Source organism: Flavobacterium aeripolare (assembly GCF_013294025.1).
GTDB lineage: Bacteria > Bacteroidota > Bacteroidia > Flavobacteriales > Flavobacteriaceae > Flavobacterium.
Genome location: NZ_JABSNL010000002.1, coordinates 241,331 through 260,233, shown reverse-complemented (window position 1 = coordinate 260,233; position 18,903 = coordinate 241,331). Strand labels below are relative to the sequence as shown.

17 protein-coding genes are annotated in these 18,903 nt (G+C 33.9%); 9 read left to right on the top strand and 8 right to left on the bottom strand.

The genetic code is table 11. The features are described 5' to 3' along the window. Nucleotides 1-33 precede the first annotated feature (33 nt). Entirely contained in the window at nt 34-1,668 is a 1,635-nt protein-coding gene (gene abc-f / locus HNQ00_RS03455; protein ID WP_173836940.1) for a ribosomal protection-like ABC-F family protein, read from the bottom strand. 216 nt (nt 1,669-1,884) lie between these two features. Between abc-f and HNQ00_RS03450 the strand changes: the two genes are divergently transcribed. Beyond that, nucleotides 1,885-2,376 carry a YqiA/YcfP family alpha/beta fold hydrolase gene (locus HNQ00_RS03450; RefSeq protein ID WP_173836939.1) on the top strand — a complete coding sequence of 164 codons (492 nt, stop codon included), beginning with the start codon at nt 1,885-1,887 and terminating at the stop codon, nt 2,374-2,376. A gap of 76 nt (nt 2,377-2,452) precedes the next feature. On the opposite strand, the gene HNQ00_RS03445 is transcribed toward HNQ00_RS03450, so the two are convergent. From HNQ00_RS03445 to HNQ00_RS03435, 3 genes are all read right to left on the bottom strand, one after another. Further along, the gene (locus HNQ00_RS03445) at nt 2,453-3,907 is read right to left on the bottom strand and encodes an alanine/glycine:cation symporter family protein (protein ID WP_173836938.1); all 1,455 of its coding nucleotides are present in this window, start codon (nt 3,905-3,907) and stop codon (nt 2,453-2,455) included. Between the two features lie 309 nt (nt 3,908-4,216). Beyond that, a complete protein-coding gene (locus tag HNQ00_RS03440; protein WP_173836937.1) occupies nt 4,217-5,392 on the bottom strand; it encodes a GlmU family protein in 1,176 nt (391 codons plus the stop codon). Between the two features lie 149 nt (nt 5,393-5,541). Then, the gene (locus tag HNQ00_RS03435) at nt 5,542-5,793 is read right to left on the bottom strand and encodes a type B 50S ribosomal protein L31 (RefSeq protein ID WP_173836936.1); all 252 of its coding nucleotides are present in this window, start codon (nt 5,791-5,793) and stop codon (nt 5,542-5,544) included. Between the two features lie 241 nt (nt 5,794-6,034). On the opposite strand from HNQ00_RS03435, the gene HNQ00_RS03430 reads away from it, so the two are divergent. The 5 genes from HNQ00_RS03430 to HNQ00_RS03410 all read left to right on the top strand — a co-directional run bounded on the left by HNQ00_RS03430 (nt 6,035) and on the right by HNQ00_RS03410 (nt 12,062). Further along, entirely contained in the window at nt 6,035-6,568 is a 534-nt protein-coding gene (locus HNQ00_RS03430; protein WP_173836935.1) for a DUF4199 domain-containing protein, read from the top strand. 2 nt (nt 6,569-6,570) lie between these two features. Further along, nucleotides 6,571-7,527: a glycosyltransferase family 2 protein gene (locus HNQ00_RS03425; RefSeq protein ID WP_173836934.1), complete on the top strand. Its 957-nt coding sequence runs from the start codon at nt 6,571-6,573 to the stop codon at nt 7,525-7,527. Nucleotides 7,528-7,646: 119 nt separating this feature from the next. Next, the gene (locus HNQ00_RS03420) at nt 7,647-9,374 is read left to right on the top strand and encodes a phospho-sugar mutase (protein ID WP_173836933.1); all 1,728 of its coding nucleotides are present in this window, start codon (nt 7,647-7,649) and stop codon (nt 9,372-9,374) included. Nucleotides 9,375-9,452: 78 nt separating this feature from the next. Further along, the gene (locus tag HNQ00_RS03415; protein WP_173836932.1) at nt 9,453-11,279 is read left to right on the top strand and encodes an ABC transporter ATP-binding protein; all 1,827 of its coding nucleotides are present in this window, start codon (nt 9,453-9,455) and stop codon (nt 11,277-11,279) included. Nucleotides 11,280-11,360: 81 nt separating this feature from the next. After that, nucleotides 11,361-12,062 carry a hypothetical protein gene (locus HNQ00_RS03410; RefSeq protein WP_173836931.1) on the top strand — a complete coding sequence of 234 codons (702 nt, stop codon included), beginning with the start codon at nt 11,361-11,363 and terminating at the stop codon, nt 12,060-12,062. Between the two features lie 8 nt (nt 12,063-12,070). On the opposite strand, the gene HNQ00_RS03405 is transcribed toward HNQ00_RS03410, so the two are convergent. Both HNQ00_RS03405 and HNQ00_RS03400 read right to left on the bottom strand, forming a co-directional pair. Next, nucleotides 12,071-12,793, bottom strand: coding sequence for a hypothetical protein (locus HNQ00_RS03405; protein WP_173836930.1), 723 nt, complete (start codon nt 12,791-12,793; stop codon nt 12,071-12,073). Nucleotides 12,794-12,990: 197 nt separating this feature from the next. Then, the gene (locus HNQ00_RS03400) at nt 12,991-14,688 is read right to left on the bottom strand and encodes a M23 family metallopeptidase (RefSeq protein WP_173836929.1); all 1,698 of its coding nucleotides are present in this window, start codon (nt 14,686-14,688) and stop codon (nt 12,991-12,993) included. A 177-nt stretch (nt 14,689-14,865) separates the two neighbouring features. Between HNQ00_RS03400 and HNQ00_RS03395 the strand changes: the two genes are divergently transcribed. The 3 genes from HNQ00_RS03395 (at nt 14,866) to rny (ending at nt 17,226) form a co-directional block, all read left to right on the top strand. Continuing rightward, nucleotides 14,866-15,156 (top strand): hypothetical protein, encoded by a 291-nt coding sequence (locus tag HNQ00_RS03395; RefSeq protein WP_173836928.1) that lies wholly within the window; start codon nt 14,866-14,868, stop codon nt 15,154-15,156. Nucleotides 15,157-15,162: 6 nt separating this feature from the next. Beyond that, complete coding sequence (locus HNQ00_RS03390) at nt 15,163-15,456, top strand: cell division protein ZapA (protein ID WP_173836927.1); 294 nt, start codon at nt 15,163-15,165, stop codon at nt 15,454-15,456. 210 nt (nt 15,457-15,666) lie between these two features. Beyond that, the gene (gene rny / locus HNQ00_RS03385) at nt 15,667-17,226 is read left to right on the top strand and encodes a ribonuclease Y (protein ID WP_173836926.1); all 1,560 of its coding nucleotides are present in this window, start codon (nt 15,667-15,669) and stop codon (nt 17,224-17,226) included. Nucleotides 17,227-17,305: 79 nt separating this feature from the next. Here rny and xerD read toward each other — a convergent pair whose 3' ends face one another. Together xerD and HNQ00_RS03375 are read right to left on the bottom strand one after the other, a co-directional pair. Continuing rightward, nucleotides 17,306-18,205: a site-specific tyrosine recombinase XerD gene (xerD, locus tag HNQ00_RS03380; protein WP_173836925.1), complete on the bottom strand. Its 900-nt coding sequence runs from the start codon at nt 18,203-18,205 to the stop codon at nt 17,306-17,308. 81 nt (nt 18,206-18,286) lie between these two features. Continuing rightward, a complete protein-coding gene (locus tag HNQ00_RS03375) occupies nt 18,287-18,796 on the bottom strand; it encodes an outer membrane beta-barrel protein (RefSeq protein WP_173836924.1) in 510 nt (169 codons plus the stop codon). Between the last annotated feature and the right edge of the window lie 107 nt (nt 18,797-18,903).

Genomic DNA, 18,903 nt, shown 5'->3' with positions numbered 1-18,903 from the left:
TGGGGGCAATTTATTACACCAGTAGCAGTACTACTATTTTTCGATCTCTCTCATGTTTTCCATTTTCTTATTAGCTAGAAACCCGCTAATATCTTCAAAATGTTCTACTACTCGCTTGTTACCAAATTCAAATACTTTAGTTGCCAGACCGTCTAAAAAGTCACGATCGTGCGATACTAAAATCAAAGTCCCATCAAAGTCACGCAAGGCGTCTTTAATAATATCCTTTGTTTTCATATCTAAGTGATTTGACGGCTCATCTAGAATTAATAAGTTAACCGGCTCTAACAATAATTTAATCATCGCTAGACGCGTTTTCTCACCTCCTGAAAGTACTTTAACCTTTTTAGTAATGTCATCTCCTTGGAACATAAATGCACCTAGAATATTCTTTATTTGCGTACGCACATCTCCAACAGCAATTCCATCAATAGTTTCAAAAATAGTAGCATTCTCATCTAATAATGACGCTTGATTTTGAGCAAAGTATCCTATTTGAGAATTATGTCCTATTTCTAGAGTACCGCTATCAATACCAATTTCTTTCATGATCGCTTTGATCATTGTAGATTTTCCCTCACCATTTTTACCTACAAAAGCCACTTTTTGACCTCTTTCAATAACAATATTAGCATCTTTAAAAACTACGTGATTACCGTACGATTTACCTAAATCCTTCACAATAACAGGATATTGTCCTGAACGTGCTGCAGCCGGAAATTTCAATCTTAAAGAAGAGTTATCCACTTCATCCACTTGGACAATTACTAATTTCTCCAACATTTTAACACGCGATTGCACCGCATCTGTTTTAGAGAAAGTACCTTTAAAACGGTCAATAAAAGTCCTATTATCAGCAATCATTCTTTGCTGTTCATCGTAGGCTTTTTGCTGGTGTATTCTACGATCCTTACGCAACTCTAAGTAATGTGAATACTTAGCTTTGTAATCATAAATACGTCCCATTGTTACTTCAATAGTACGGTTTGTTATATTATCTACAAAAGCTCTATCGTGCGAAATTACCACAACTGCTTTTGCTTCATTCATTAAAAATTCCTCTAACCACTGAATACTTTCAATATCCATGTGATTTGTAGGCTCATCTAGCAAAATCAAATCTGGTTTTTGCAATAGAATTTTGGCCAGTTCAATACGCATTCTCCAACCTCCAGAAAACTCCGATGTTTGACGCGTAAAATCCTCACGTTCAAAACCCAGTCCTGTAAGTATTTTCTCTACCTCAGCCTCATAATTTACTTCTTCAACAGCGTAGTACTTCTCACTTAAGTCAGAAACTCTTTCGATCAATTTCATGTACGCATCACTTTCATAATCAGTACGTATTGTTAATTGCTCATTGATTTCGTCAATCTCCAATTTCATTCCTAGAATTTCTCCAAAAGCTTTTGACGCTTCTTCCATTACAGTCGCACCATCAGTTGTAAGAAGATGCTGCGGTAAATAAGCAACAACCGCTTCTTTTGGGGCAGATACATTTCCTGTTGAAGGTTTACTTTGTCCAGCAATAATTTTAAGAAGCGTTGATTTACCCGCTCCGTTTTTACCCATAAGGGCGATTTTATCATTTTCATTAATTGCAAATGAAACGTCGCTAAATAGCGTAGTACCACCAAAATGTACCGAAACATCGTTAACTGTAATCATTATAGTATTGATTTGTAGATTTACTTACCTTAGATTCAAACTTAAAGTAATTTTTAAAAATGCAAAGATAGCTTAAATCACTAATTAGACAATTTTTATACTGCAATTGAAGCATATCACCATCAAAGCATTAAAAGGAATCGCTAAAGCAGTTTTTTTTTCGAAAATAAAAACCTAACAACCTACCTTTACTTTTCTATCACAAATAATGAAGCAATGAACATACTATACTTACACGGCTTAGAAAGTAAACTAAGCGCACCTAAGAGAGCATTATTAGCAATTCACGGAACCGTTTATGCTCCAGATATGGATTACAAAGCAAATCAAAACATGATTGCTACTTTGCAACAAGAATACAAAGACAAGAATATTGATGTTATAATTGGCAGTAGCATGGGCGGATTTACAGGTTTTTATTTATCGAAATTAATGCAGACACCGGCACTACTTTTTAATCCAGCACTACCTTATAGACTCAATATTCCACAAGTGATTGCTGAGAGCACATTAGAACACGACAAAGCCATTCACATTGTGATAGGTGCTCAAGATGATGTTATAAAAGCTAGCGATAACATTGCACACATTACCGCTTTACTGCCTTTCACAACAGATTTACGTTTAAGTATCCTCAAAGAACTTGAACACAGCATTCCGCTAAGCGTTTTTAAAAAAGAGATTGATTTGTTTTTTAAAGCGCTATAACATAGTTCTACTTATAAAAAAACCTCTAAAAACGATTGCTGTCGTTGTTAGAGGTTTTTCAGTATATAAGAAGTAGTTATTTTTTCTCTTCATTCCAAATTTCAGCATTATCAACACCTATATCTTTTGGATTAAAAACAGGATCTTTCCCTTCTTTCTTCTGTTTTTCATAATCTCTTAATGCCGCTAATGCCGGTTTTTGCAACAATAATATTGCGATAATATTAAACCAAGCCATTAAACCTACTCCAATATCTCCAATCGTCCAAGCCAATTTTGCCGTATTGATACTACCATAAATCATTACAGCAATCATCACAGCGCGCAACGCATAATTAAACATAGGCGTTTTAAACTTTCTCGTCAAATAAGATACATTAGTTTCAGCAATATAATAATAAGCTAATATGGTTGTAAAGGCAAAGAAAAATAATGCAATGGCAACAAAGTACGAACCAACACCTGGAAAAACGGTATCCATAGCACTCTGCGTGTAACCAGCACCCGGAGTAACACTTGCTAGACCACTATATAAAAACTCAGAAGCACCTTGCTTATTACCAAAATTAGGGTTTTGTACATTATAAGTACCCGTAATCAAAATCATGAACCCAGTTGCAGAACAAACTAAGATAGTATCAATATACACAGAGAATGCTTGAACTAGACCTTGCTTTGTAGGGTGAGATACATTTGCAGCTGCCGCAATGTGAGGAGCCGATCCTTGACCAGCCTCATTAGAATAAATACCTCTTTTAACACCCCATTCTACAGCCAAACCAAATACAGCACCAAAACCCGCTTCCATATTGAAAGCACTTTTAAAAATTAATGAAATAATTCCAGGAAGTCTATCAAAATCAATCGCAACGATCGCAATAGCAGCGATAATATAAGCAATAGCCATAAAAGGCACGATCAACTCTGTAAATTTGGCAATACGTTTCACACCTCCAAAAACAATAGCAGCAAATATGACTGATAAGGCTATACCTGTAATTAAAGGGTCAATTTGAAAAGCATTATCTATTCCCTCTGCGACAGAATTTGCTTGAACCCCAGGTAATAAAACCCCCATGGCAATAACAGCTACAATAGCAAAAGCTGTTGCAAACCATTTTACTCCCAATCCTTTTTCTATATAAAACGAAGGCCCTCCACGAAGCGACCCTTTATCTTTCTCTTTGTATATTTGAGCTAATGTCGCCTCTATAAAAGCAGTACTAGCGCCAAAAAAAGCGACGATCCACATCCAGAATAAAGCTCCTGGACCACCAAAAGCGATAGCAGTTGCAACACCAGCAATATTACCAGTCCCTACTCTACCCGCTAAAGACATTGACAAGGCTTGAAAAGATGACACACCAGACTCTGAACTTTCTCCGTCAAATAATAAACGAACCATTTCTTTAAGATGTCGAACCTGTAAAAAACGAGTTCGGATAGAAAAATAGAGCCCCGAACCTAGGCATAATACGATTAAAGCATAACTCCATACTAAATCATTTAACATCCCAATAACCTCTTCCATAAATATGTTTTAAATTAATAATTATCAAAAAATCAGCAAATTCAATTCTTTTCGATTTTTTGTTTATAAAACTATAACATATGAAGAGAATAAACTAGCAAAGCAAGATATAAATGCGATTTAAAGCCCTAAAAAGACAATCATCTCAACTGTGCATTTTTTAACATAAATGGATAATTTTAAGACTTAATAACAATTATTACATAGTTTTTAAAATTTGACAATGAAATTAACTAAAAAAAACTACCAGATAGTAGCTATCTGGTAGTTTTTAAAATGGTATCTAACTTCTATATTTTGATTAAGAGCTTACTCTTTTCTCCATTTTTTTGTTGTCTCAAATACATGCTCTAAAATTGCCGCTTCTTGATCGTCAAACTCCGTGTTTCTACGACTCATTACGATTTTAGCGGTTTGAAATGCTTTCTTAGTAATATACGTCGTAAAACCAGACGCTCCGCCCCAAGAAAAACTAGGCACAAAGTTACGAGGGAAGCCACTACCAAAGATGTTTGCACTTACCCCAATTACAGTTCCTGTATTAAACATAGTATTGATTCCGCATTTACTATGATCACCCATCATTAATCCGCAAAATTGTAAGCCTGTTTTAGCAAAACCTTCCGTTTCATAACTCCATAGTTTTACTTCTTCGTAATTATTTTTTAGATTCGAATTATTACTATCTGCACCTATATTACACCATTCCCCAAGAACAGAATTTCCTAGAAAGCCATCATGCCCTTTATTTGAATTATTGAACAATACTGAATTATTCACCTCTCCACCCACTCTTGAATTTTCACCTACAGTTGTAGGTCCGTAAATTTTTGAAGCTAATTTAACGACAGCGCTTTCACCTAATGAAAACGGCCCTCTAATTACTGAACCTTCCATTATTTCAGCATTTTTACCTATATATATAGGACCCGTTGAAGCATTCAAAGTTACAAACTCTAATTTAGCTCCTTCTTCGATAAAAATATTTTCAGGTGCAATTACATTAACACTTTTAGGAATTGGTAGCGATTGCCTATCTTCTGTGATATATTCAAAATCTTGCTGGATAGCCTGACCATTTTTCGAAAAAATATCCCAAGTATTCATTACCGTGATACACTCTCCAGTGTATTCGATAATTTCATAATCATCAAAATCTACTTCTTCTTGTTCTTCATTTGAAAAAAAAGCGACCACTTCTTCTCCTTTGAAAATTGCTTGCCTATCTCCTAAATCGCAAATAAGATCAACTAATTCTGGCGTAGGCAAAAAAGAAGCATTAATCATAACATTTTGCTCTAACTCCACCATAGGATATTTATCAGATAAATATTCTTCTGTAAGCGTTGTAGTTGTTGAACCTAGGTGCATTTCCCACTTTTGACGTATACTAACAATACCAATGAGGATATCAGCAACTGGACGTGTAAAAGTAAAAGGTAATAATGCATTACGAGCAGGCCCGTCAAAAAGTATGTAGTTCATTTTATAGCGTTTCAAAGTTATACAGCACCAAAGTTACAAAGTTTTTCCTTCTATTATCAAGAAGTTCATTTGTTAAATACTCCAATTATAGCAATAAAAAAGCCTTCCGATGTGGAAGGCTTTCTATTATAATCAAAAACAAGTTAAAATTATTTAACGTGTTTAGCGTATTTAGTTTTGAACTTGTCAATACGTCCTGCAGTATCGATAAGTTTGTTTTTACCTGTGTAAAAAGGGTGAGAAGTTCTTGAGATCTCCATTTTTACAACTGGATATTCAACACCATCAACTTCAATTGTTTCTTTTGTATCTGCTGTAGATTTAGTGATAAAAACTTCGTCATTTGACATGTCTTTAAATGCAACTAATCTGTAATTCTCTGGGTGTACACCTTTTTTCATCTTGTAATTCTTTTTTATTTGTTTGGCTATAATTCCTTTTGAAGCTTTCCTTGTTCAAGGGAAAGGTATAAATTCATTATAACTTTTTGTTTTATTCTGTTATTTTGAGTTTGCAAATTTACAATTATTTTTCAATAAACAATTCTTTGACTTCTTTTTTTTATAAAATAGTAAAATTATTTTTTTCCTATCTATATATTGGAATTACTATCTTTGCACACTAATGTAAAACCTTATAAATATGATCAGTCCTATTATTAAAAGAAACAGTACAACTTATGGTGTTGTGGCAGGAATTGTCTTATCATTAATTACAGCCGTAGTATATGCCATCGATTATAAATTGCTTCTCTCATTCTGGGTAACATCATTAAGTTTGTCTGCTTTTGTAATAATTTCTATCATTATGCTAATGCAAACTAAGAAACAAACAAGTAACCAACTTTCATTTAAGGAAGCTTTTACAACCTTTTTTATCTACTCCTTAGTAAGCATTATCATTATTATAGCATTCAAGACATTATTATATAATGTAATTGACCCTACATTAACGGATAATTTATTAGAACTTACTATAAAATATTTAAAGGATACTTCCAATCAATACGGCGTGAGTGCTAGTACATTAAATGGGATGATTACAAATTTAAGAAAGACAGATCCATTTTCTATTTCTGAGCAGCTTAAAGGAGGGTTTATAAATTTATTTATTGCTTGCATCTTTGGATTACTTATGGCACTTATTTTTAAATCAAAAAACACATCACAAGATTAATAATGAATTTATCTATCCTTATTCCCCTTCTTAACGAAGAAGAATCTTTGCAAGAATTATATACTTGGATCATTAAGGTGATGCAATCAAACAACTACAGTTACGAAGTTATCTTTCTTGATGACGGTAGCACTGATAAGTCATGGTCTATTATCGAAGGGTTTTCTAAACAAAACCCGCATATTAAAGGGATTAGATTCATGAGAAACTTTGGTAAATCGCAAGCTTTACATGCTGGCTTTGCAAAAGCGCAAGGAGATGTTATCATCACCATGGATGCCGATTTACAAGATAGCCCTGAAGAAATTCCGGGTCTTTATAATATGATTACAAGCCAGGATTATGATTTAGTTTCAGGATGGAAAAAGAAACGTTACGACTCTGTGGTAGCAAAAAACTTGCCTTCTAAATTATTCAACTGGGCTGCCAGAAAAACCTCTGGAGTACAATTGAATGACTTTAATTGTGGATTAAAAGCATATAAAAATATTGTCGTTAAAAATGTTGAAGTATCTGGTGAAATGCACCGATACATCCCTGTTTTAGCAAAGAATGCCGGTTTTGGAAAAATAGGCGAAAAAGTAGTGCAACACCAAGCGAGAAAATATGGTGAAACTAAATTTGGCATGGAACGTTTTATAAACGGTTTTCTAGACTTAATCACTATTTGGTTTCTATCACGTTTTGGAAAAAGACCGATGCACTTATTTGGCGCTATGGGATCTTTAATGTTCATCATAGGTTTTTTACTTGCAGGATATATTGGGGTTTCTAAACTATACCATATGTACAATAACATGCGTTATAACTTAGTTACAGATAATCCTTGGTTTTTTATTGCATTGACAACAATGGTTTTAGGAACTCAATTATTTTTGGCTGGTTTTCTAGGCGAAATTATATTACGTACTAAAAACAACGAAGAACGTTATAAAGTTTCGAGCGAACTTAATTTGTAACTTTACCTAGCCCTGATAGCAGCGGCATCCTTTTTAACTTGTTTAAGTTGAAAAGATACAGCGAATAGCAGGAAACAGCTCCTTATAAAAAATATAATTAACTGATAATAAATAGACATATGGATATCAAACAAAACATTTTAGACGCAGTAAATGAATGGTTAACACCATCATTTGACACGGCTACACAAGCAGCAGTAAAAGAATTAATTGCCTCATCACCAAAAGAGCTTGAGGAGAGTTTTTATAAAAATCTTGAATTTGGAACCGGCGGAATGCGCGGGGTAATGGGCGTTGGGAACAACCGCATTAACAAATATACGCTTGGAAAAAGCACACAAGGATTGTCTAATTATTTAAAAACTAGCTTTCCTAACCAACCTTTGAAAGCAGTAATTGCTTATGACTGTCGCCAGAATAGTGATACGCTTGCTAAGACCGTTGCTGATGTATTTTCGGCAAACGGAATTGAAGTTTTCTTGTTTTCAGAGTTAAGACCTACTCCAGAATTATCATTTGCAGTAAAACATTTGGGATGCCAATGCGGAATCGTACTTACAGCATCACACAATCCACCAGAATATAATGGATACAAAGTGTACTGGCAAGATGGTGGACAAATTGTACCACCAGAAGATGCTGGAATTATCAATGTTATTGAAAATTTAGATTATAGCGAAATAAAATTTGGCGCTAACGAGGATTTGATTCATTATATCGATAAAGATTTAGATGCTGCTTTTATAAAATCATCTATTGCAAACGCAAGTTTTAATACACCGCAGGAAGCTAAAGACAATTTAAACATTGTTTTCACTTCGCTTCATGGAACATCAATCACAGTTATTCCTGAAACTTTGTCACAAGCTGGTTATAAAAATGTAAACATCGTAGAAGAGCAAAGAATTCCAGATGGTAGTTTCCCTACTGTTAAATCTCCTAATCCTGAGGAACCAGAGGCACTTGCTATGGCACTTGCTCTTGCTGAGAAAACAAACGCTGATATTGTAGTGGGAACTGATCCTGACTGCGATCGTCTAGGAGTAGCAGTGCGCAATAACGAGGGTAAAATGATCTTGCTTAACGGAAACCAGACTATGGTTTTAATGACAGCATTTTTACTGGAACAATGGAAAAAATCAGACAAAATCAACGGAAAACAATTTATAGGATCAACTATAGTTTCTACACCTATGATGATGGAGCTTGCTTCTAATTATGATGTAGAATGCAAAGTAGGTTTAACTGGATTTAAATGGATCGCTAAGATGATCAAAGATTTTCCAGAGTTAGAATTCATTGGTGGTGGAGAAGAAAGTTTTGGTTTCATGGTAGGAGATGCTGTGCGCGATAAAGATGCTGTTGCGGCGACTTTATTAGTATGCGAAATTGCAGCTCAAGCTAAAGCAAACGGAAGCTCTCCTTATAAAGAACTAATCAAGTTGTATGTTGACAATGGATTCTATAAAGAACATTTGATTTCGATTACTAAAAAAGGAATGGAAGGCTTACAACAAATCACTCAAATGATGATTGATTTGCGTGAAAACCCATTAAAAGAAATCAATGGTCAACGTGTAATTATGGTTGAAGATTACCAATCATCTATCGCTAAAAATTTACTTGACGGATCAGAATCTACAATGAGTATTCCTAAATCAAATGTATTAATTTATTACACCGAGGACGGATCTAAAATTTGTGCTAGACCCAGTGGAACAGAGCCAAAAATTAAATTCTACATCAGTGTAAATGCAGTATTAGAAGCTGTGGGAGACTTTAATGAAGTTGAAACTGTTTTAGACCAAAAAATAAAAAATATCATTGCTTCAATGCAATTGAATTAAGCACTTTAATTCACCTATAATAATAGCAGACCCGACAACTTTCCTGAAAATTGTCGGGTCTTCATAATATCTATTCTAATGAATAATTTTAAACGAATATTCTCTTTTCTTGTCCCGTATAAAAAGTATGCGTATTTAAACATCTTTTTTAATGTACTGTATGCTCTTTTTAGCACACTATCGTTTATGTCATTGATCCCAATGATGCAGGTTTTATTTGACCAAACAAAGAGAAACACCATTGAACCCGTTTATACAGGACTTGGAGGAATTAAAACGTATGCCGAAAATTTCATTAGCTACTTTATTACGCATGCCACAGATACGTATGGTGTAGGCTACACCTTATCTGTAATGGTGGGTTTAATTATTACCATCTTTTTATTAAAAAACCTGAGTGATTACCTAGCTATGTTTTTTATTACTTTTCTTCGAAACGGTGTCCTTAGAGACATGCGTAACGCGATGTATAAAAAAACTATTGAATTGCCACTAGCGTTCTTCTCTGAGAAAAGAAAAGGAGATGTTATTGCCAGAATTTCTGCTGATGTCAACGAAGTTCAAACTTCGTTTTTATCCATATTAGAACTAATTGTAAAAGAACCTTTGACAATAATTTTCACTATTGCAGCCATGCTTTCGATAAGTGTTGATCTAACCTTATTTGTATTTATATTTATTCCGGTTTCTGGATATGTTATTTCATTGATAGGTAAACAATTAAAGAGAAAATCTACCGAAGCGCAAGAAGAGCAAGGAATATTTTTATCTACGATTGAAGAAACTTTAGGCGGACTAAAAGTGGTCAAAGGATACAATTCAGAATCGTATTTCAATACTATTTTCTCTAGCTCGACACAGCGTTTTTTTAAATTATCTAACAGCATTGGAAACAGACAAAATCTAGCTTCGCCTACTAGTGAATTTATGGGAATCATGGTTATTGCTATACTGTTATGGTATGGAGGAAATATGGTTTTGATCGAAAAAACATTAAATGGCGCTTCGTTTATTGCCTATATGGGATTAGCGTATAACATTCTTACTCCAGCAAAATCAATTTCTAAAGCTTCTTACAGTGTAAAAAGAGGAAACGCTGCAGCAGAACGAGTACTTGAAATCCTTGACCAACAAAACCCTATTACCTCAAAAGAAAATGCGATTGAGAAAACGACTTTTGAATCGGCTATTTCTATTAAAAATATCAACTTTAAATATGAAGATGAAATCGTTTTAAAAGACTTTTCGCTGGAGGTTAAAAAAGGACAAACAGTTGCTCTTGTAGGACAATCAGGTAGTGGAAAAAGTACTATTGCTAATCTACTTACTCGTTTCTACGATGTAAACGAGGGCTCGATTGCTATTGACGGAGAAAACATAAAAGATTTTAATTTACAATCGTTACGCGGTTTAATGGGATTGGTAACTCAGGACAGCATTCTATTTAATGATACCATTAGAGCTAATATAGCACTTGGAAAACAAGATGCCACTGATGACGAAATTATCGAAGCTTTAAAAATTGCTAACGCATATGAGTTTGTAAAAGACTTGCCTAACGGCATTAACACTAATGTAGGAGACAGCGGAAACAAACTTTCTGGCGGGCAAAAACAACGTTTGTCGATTGCTAGGGCGGTGCTTAAAAATCCTCCTATTATGATCTTAGATGAAGCAACTTCGGCATTAGACACTGAAAGTGAGAAATTTGTACAAGTAGCCTTAGAAAACATGATGCAAAATAGGACTTCGATCGTAATTGCGCACCGTTTATCGACGATTCAAAAAGCAGACACTATTATTGTAATGCAAAAAGGGCGCATTGTAGAGCAAGGTACACATGAAACTTTGATTGCATTGAACGGCACTTATAATAAATTAGTAACCTTACAATCATTTGAATAAAAGACAACAGTTGTACTTTTATAGTGTGAAATTTTTGAGAAAATCCAGTAGTAGGATGTACTAATTATAAAATACCAAGAAATGTACTTGAACAATCCCGATATAAAGCTTCCTGAAAATCCTGATACTATTATTTGGAAATACTTAGATCTATCAAAATTTCTAGACCTGCTTATGTCTAGAAAGCTATTTATGTCACGATCTGATAAATTTGAGGATCAATATGAAGGTACGTTTAGCGAACCCACATTTGAAGAGATCAGGAAACTCTCTATTGACAATCCTGATTTTTTAAAATTTTACAAAACCCATCGTGAGCGCGTGGCCATTAGCAGCTGGCATATCAACGAATACGAATCCTTTGCCATGTGGCAAATCTTCACACAAAACAGTGAAGGTTTAGCCATTCAATCTACCATAGGACGATTGCAAGAATCGTTACATCTTGAAAATAACTACAAACAATATATAGGCGAGGTAAATTACATTGACTACAAGAAGGAATACATTCCTTTTGACGATATGTTTTTTCCGTTTTTATTCAAGCGAAAAAGCTTTCAATATGAGAGAGAAGTACGTGTGATTACAGATGTAAAAGAAAACAAAATCACATTAAACGACGGCTTAAAAATTAGTGTTGATATCGATAAATTAATCGAGAACATCTATATTCACCCCAAGTCAGAGAACTGGTATAAAAACCTAGTCATTCAATTAGTGAAGCAACTAGGTTTTGACTTTAATATTGAAAAATCAGATTTAGAAAGTGATATCCTGATTTAGTATTTTATTTAAATTGGCATGTATGTTGACACTTCCCAACCCGCTTTAGACAGATCGATGAAGTTATAATGTAAGACATCGTTTTTATCAAATTGCCCATTTTTATTGGTATCTTCTACTGTTCGAAAGTACAGTTTATTATTCGATTCAATTAAATTCCAGTCGATCAACTCCTGAAAATCTGCTGAAACTTTTGTGAAATTAGCACCACTAATATCACTTAAATACAATGATTTTATATCACTCGCATCTAGACGCCCATCTCTATTAGTATCTACATCATACATGGTATACACCATGACTTGCTTTCTAAGTTGGTTAGAAACCGAGCGTAAAAACGTAGCCGTTTGAATTAAGGCTGGCTTATCTGTTAACGGTCTAATAGAATCTGAACCTATTTTTTGAAATTTTAAGTTTTGTAAATAGCCTGTAATTTCATCTTCACCATAGTTTGAAATAGTGAAACTCAAATCGATCACACTAGAGGAACCGTATCTTGATTTAGTGCCGCGTTCATAAACTCTTAAATCGGCAACAGGATGAATAAGATAATCTGTGCCATCCATTTGTATCGGTAAATCAGCAATTGCTACCTGAGCAGAATCTACTTTAGTGGACGCTTTTGACTTATTTGCCGCATCATAAATTACTTTAGGCTTTTCTTCTTCTTTCTTGCAACTAACAACAAGTAAAACAGAAAGACTTAATAATGCTATATGTAATTTTTTCATAACCGTGTAATATTAAAATATAAAACCAAATGTAATCATTTTTAAAAACCAATTTATAATTTAACAGCATTTTATGCACTTTAAATAGGCAGCAACCCTCCTAAAAAGATAATAATCAACAGCTCTATACTCATAAATAAAATAGACTATAGATTTCCAATATTCGATAAAAAAAATTGCAGTTAAAAACGATATAATTATTGTTGACTTCTAAAAAAGCGAGTTTCAAATGTTTTAATATTCCCTACTTTATCCTCTACAACAACCTTAAGTTCGTTTGCCCCTTCAGCGACATTACCATTACTAAAATCGTGTGTAATCTTTCCAGTTTTATAGTCATATTCGAATAAAACCCATTTTCCGTTTAAATAACCGTTATACGATTTAAGTCCCGAGCCACTGTCACTAATACGCAATTGAATAGTTTTTTGACTACTAATCCATTTACCTTCGATTGAAGATGTAATCGCAATAGAAGGCGCTGTATTGTCGCTGTAAAGACGGTATCTTCCTAGTGAACGAACCTTAGCAGAAAAAACATTTCCCTTGATCCAAGTATAATTATAACCCGCTCTACCTCTACTGTCAATATCTGCGATGTACATTTTTTCCTTTTGGGCATCAGTATAAGAATCATCTTCAATAGTGATTGTGAAATTTGACTGTACAGGAGTACTTTCACTACCTATATATAATGTCTTAGATTTCACATTAAAATCCATTTCAAAATCATCATAAAAAGTACCTGCAGGAATATCTACAGTAAAATTATCTTTAGAAAAAATATTATCCTTACCTACTCTCACGAAATATTGCGAATGTGTTTGCTCTTTTTTCACAATAGGGTTTGTGAGATCGTAGTTTACTGGAACAGTAATAACAGTAGTGTTTCCAAAAAAATCTGAAACTTCAATACGGTACACAGAAGCCAAATTAGGCAAAACATCAACCACACCATTATCTTTATCAGCTTTGATAATACTTAGCGGGTATGGCGTTTTCATGAACAACTTTTGCACTCTCTGTGAGTTAGCACGGTATTTAGGATAATCAATTAACGCATTGATGTATCGCATTTCGTCAAACGAATACGTATCTAATTGATAACCAAAACTAGGACTACCGTTTAAGTATGTTTGTACTTTATACACCCCGTTCTTATTATAAGAAACATTATCATAATCAGCAGCTGTAATCCCAAAACCAATTTTACCATTTGCCTTCACACTATTTGCTAAATAAGTACCATCTTTTTGAAGAGACAAACTTAAAAGCAGTGGCCTCTTTGACTGATTGACGATAGCGTCATCTTCAACAGGATATACATATAAAGCAGAGACAACAGGTTTTTTAGTGTCTTTTATAGCACTATCAAAACCAAACAATAATGGATTAATAATTTTTTCTGTTTTACTATCTCTGAATTCGAAATGTAAATGTGGCCCTTGAGATGACCCTGTATTTCCTGACAAAGCGATTACTTGTCCTTTTTTTACAGGCAATTCATTAGGTTTAGGAAATAACTCAATTTCGTAGGCTTCCTCCTTATAATAGGCATTGTATATGTATTCTTTGATTTCGCCGCTTGCATTTTGCAAGTGACAATAAACAGATGTATAACCATTAGGATGGGTGATGTAAATAGCTTTTCCGTTACCATACGGTGACATTTTTATACGAGAAACATAACCGTCTGCGACGGCGTGAACATCTAGTCCTTCACGCTGTAATGTTTTAAAGTCAAAGCCAGTATGAAAATGGTTAGGTCTTAATTCTCCAAAGTTTCCAGAGAGCTGCACAGGAACATCTAGCGGCAATCTAAAATAATCTTGAGGGTACTTTGTTTGGGCAATAACACTAGTAGAAAGCACTAGAAATAATCTTAAAAATTTCATGATATACATTTTTGCTAAGGTAAAAAAAGTAATTCGTTATCGTTTATAAAAAAACACAAATCGTAAACATTTACAAGTCAATAATTTGACTATTTTAAAATAAAAAAACCAATAAAATATTGTAATAATAAAAAGTAATACTAAATTTGTAATATTAAGTAATGAATAGAAAATATAATGAGTGTAATTGTAGAAATAATTGATACTCTTGAATATAAAATCGAAAAACTTATATCAAAAATTGAAAGTTTAGAAAAAAATAATCAAGAAATAAAGGTCGAATTAACAAAATCTGCAGCCGTTATACAGTCTCAATCAAATGAAATTGAAGCACTTAAAGTGCAATATGACACACTAAAAATTGCTAACTCATTACTGGGCAGTGACGACAATAAAAGAGATACTAAGCTTAAAATAAATTCATTAATTCGAGAAATTGATTATTGTATTGCACAACTTTCAGATTAAGAAAATATGGACGAAAAGCTGAAAATAAAAATATCAATCGCAGACAGAGTTTATCCTCTTACAGTGAATTTTTCTCAGGAAGAAGGTCTTAGAAGCGCATCTAAGAAAATCGATGTGATGATGAAACAGTTTGAAGAAAATTACGCTGTTCGCGACAAGCAAGATGTTTTAGCCATGTGTGCTTTGCAGTTTGCTTCTCAAGTAGAACAAAAACAAATTGATAATTCGATCAATGGTGAAGAGACTATCGAAAGAATTAAAAAATTAAATGCGCTTTTAGATCAATATCTCGACAATTAAACGTTCTTTACAGAAACTAAGATACTGCCTACATTAGTTCACATTTGGTAAACTCAACACTAACATTTTAGGATGAGCGAATCATCACTACTATAGCATGCCACGCCTTGGCGAGGAAACTTGAACAGTGAGTTAGCTCAAAACTTGTCTTTTCGAGTTTATGCAATCCGGCTAATGTAGGCTTTTTTTATATATAAATTTTAAACAAACATGGACATAGTAACAATCATTGCAGGAATAATAGGGATAATAGTTGGTTTTGGAATTGCCAAAGCAATCGAAAAAAGTAACATCTCTAACTACCTGAAAAATGCTAAAAAAGAGGCATCATCTATTTTAAAAGATGCAAAAGTAGAAGCTGAAAACATCAAGAAAGATAAAATCTTACAAGCAAAAGAAAAGTTTATCGAACTTAAATCTGAACACGAACAAGTAATTCTTTCTAGAGATAAAAAAGTTGCTGAAGTTGAAAAAAGAATTAGAGATAAAGAGTCGCAAATCTCAAATGAACTTTCAAAAGCTAAAAAAGTAAATGACGATTATATCAGTAAAACTAACGATATTACTTCTAAAATTGAAGTTTTAGACAAGAGACAGTTAGAGGTTGAAAAATTACATCAAAGTCAATTACAGCAGTTAGAATTAATTTCTGGATTATCTGCTGATGAAGCTAAAAGCCAATTAGTAGAAGGCTTGAAAGCTGAGGCTAAATCTAAGGCTATGTCTTTAATACAAGACACAATCGAAGAAGCAAAATTAACAGCACAACAAGAAGCTAAGAAAATCATTATTAATACAATTCAAAGAGTAGGTACAGAGGAAGCAGTTGAGAATTGCGTATCTGTATTTAACATTGAATCTGATGACGTTAAAGGTAGAATCATTGGTAGAGAAGGAAGAAATATCCGTGCCCTTGAAGCTGCAACTGGAGTAGAAATTATTGTTGACGATACTCCTGAAGCTATTATATTATCATGTTTTGATCCTGTACGTAGAGAAATTGCTCGTTTAGCATTACACAAGCTGGTTACTGACGGTCGTATCCACCCTGCTCGTATTGAAGAAGTAGTGGCAAAAACAGCTAAACAAATTGATGACGAAATCATAGAAGTTGGTAAGCGAACAGTAATTGATTTAGGAATTCACGGCTTACATCCTGAATTGATTAAAGTTGTAGGTAGAATGAAATACCGTTCTTCTTACGGACAAAATTTATTACAACACTCTCGTGAAGTATCTAAACTTTGTGGTATCATGGCAGCCGAATTAGGACTGAATGTTAAACTTGCTAAAAGAGCCGGTTTATTACACGATATTGGTAAAGTTCCAGATGCAGAAAGTGATTTACCTCACGCTTTATTAGGAATGCAATGGGCTGAGAAATATGGTGAAAAGGAAGAAGTATGTAACGCGATTGGAGCGCATCACGACGAAATCGAGATGAAATCATTACTTTCTCCAATAATCCAAGTTTGTGATGCGATATCAGGAGCAAGACCAGGAGCAAGAAGACAAGTATTAGATTCATACATACAAAGATTGAAAGATCTTGAAGAAGTAGCTTACGGATTCACAGGTGTGAAAAACGCTTATGCAATTCAGGCAGGTAGAGAACTACGTGTAATCGTTGAAAGTGAAAAAGTTTCTGATGATAATGCAGCAAATTTATCATTTGAAATCTCTCAAAAAATACAAACAGAAATGACTTATCCTGGACAGGTAAAAGTTACTGTTATTAGAGAAACTAGAGCTGTGAACATAGCCAAGTAATCTTTACTCTATTATATAAAAATCCCTTTGAACACTTATAAAGTTGTTTAAAGGGATTTTTTTTGTGCTTTTTTAATGCCTACGATTTCCGAGGATGGTAACTATTAACAACCTCTTTTAGAAACTTTCTATCTAGGTGCACGTAGATCTCAGTAGTTGTGATAGACTCGTGCCCTAGCATTAATTGAATAGATTTTAAGTCGGCGCCATTTTCTAATAGATGCGTCGCAAAAGAGTGTCTAAAGGTATGTGGACTTATTTTCTTTGTGAGTTCGATCTTAACAGACAACTCCTTTATAATCGTAAAGATCATAGCTCTGGTAAGCTGCCCTCCTCTCCTATTTAAAAACAAAGTATCCTCTGCTCCTTTTTTAATAGTAAGATGTGTGCGTACGCCTTCCCTATAGAAGCCTATATACTTTTGTGACAGTTCACTCACTGGAACAAAACGTTGTTTATTTCCCTTACCTGTAACTTTGATAAAACCTTCGTCAAAAAATAAGTCAGATATCTTTAATTCTACTAACTCTGAAACCCGAAGTCCACAGCCGTACAAGGTTTCAAGCATAGCTCGGTTGCGCTCCCCTTCATTTGAACTCAAGTCAATCGCAGCGATTAAAGCATCAATTTCTTCTACAGATAATGTATCAGGGAGTTTCCTAGAAGTACGTGGAGATTCAATTAAAGCGAGTGGGTTATCGTCCCTATAATTTTCGAAAATTAAAAAAGAAAAAAAGCTTTTTAAGCCTGAAATAATACGTGCTTGCGATCTAGCATTCACTTCTGAAGAAATAGTGTAGATAAATTGCTGTAATTCATTCTCTGAGATTTTTAAAGGAGACACTGAAATGCTATTGGCATCTAAAAATAAAAGCAGTCGCTCTATATCATAGCTGTAGTTTTCGACCGTGTTCTTTGATAAGCCACGCTCAATTTTTAAATAGGCTTGATATTCCTTTATGTAAGTATCCCAATTCATAGTACAAATTAACGCAATTATTAGCCATAAAAAAACCTCCCAAATAGGAGGTTTTTATGATCAACTTATTATGTGAGTCAATTAGAATTTGTAATTGAATCCTAAATTTAATGAAGAAAATGAACCTCCGTCTACAGAGATCCCTTTGTAACCTGCATATAATTCTATTTTCTCATTTTGATAACCAAATTTTGGTTGGTAATAAACACCTCCATCAGACTCCCCTTTTCCAGTGTATATCCCGTAACCTAAGTCTGCACCTAAGAATAGATTATCTGTTAGAGAATATTGAGCAGTGGCTGCAACAGGTATAAAACCAACAGCTTCTGATTTAATTGTAAACGAATTAAAACCATCACTAAATGTAACGTCTTTTCCAGAATATGAAGTATACCCTGTAGTTACACCCACTTTAAATTCATCTGCAACATTCCACAAATACGCAACGTCAGCTCCAAGGTTAATAGAAGTGACATCTTTGATATCTCCCATAGGTAAACCTACATGAACACCAGCTTTAAATTGTCCATCTTGTGCATTAGCAAATCCAAAAGCTAATACCGCCGCAACAGTTAAAATAATTTTTTTCATTTTGTTTGTTAGTTTAATTAATTTGCCACAAATGCATGTAAAACATTACCTAAATCGCCTATTTTAAGTAGGAAAAAAGCTTCTTATAAACAAATTTTAAACAATAT